The 539-nt window shown below is 41.2% G+C and carries 1 pseudogene; it reads left to right on the forward strand.

The annotated features are described in order from the left end of the window. Window positions 1-539: pseudogene (locus ACYU7A_RS13470) on the forward strand (hypothetical protein); the annotation flags it as partial.

Genomic DNA, 539 nt, shown 5'->3' on the forward strand with positions numbered 1-539 from the left:
GCCAACATGTACGACAGCCACAGGAAGTTTTCAAATCACAGGATTCAATGCTTCAAACACTTATACCTTTAACCCAGGAGTTATAAGTATTTCAGCAACAGGATTGGTAACTGCTAATGCGAATACTTATACTTTTACAGTTACCAATGCATCTGGTTGTACTTCACCATCATCGGCCAATATTATAGTAAATGCTCAACCAAGTTTGCCAAGCGCACCAGCAGTTGGTTCGGTTACACAGCCAACATGTACAGTAGCCACTGGAAGTTTTCAAATCACAGGATACAATGCTGCAAACACCTATACTTTTAATCCAGGAGTTGTAAGTATTTCAGCAACAGGATTAGTAACGGCCAATGCGAACACTTATACATTTACAGTTACCAATGCATCTGGTTGTACTTCACCATCATCGGCTAACATTGTAGTAAATGCTCAACCAAGTGCGCCAAGTGCGCCAACAGTTGGTTTGGTAACACAGCCAACATGTACGACAGCCACAGGAAGTTTTCAAATCACAGGATTCAATGCTTCAAACA

The organism is Flavobacterium koreense (assembly GCF_054776075.1).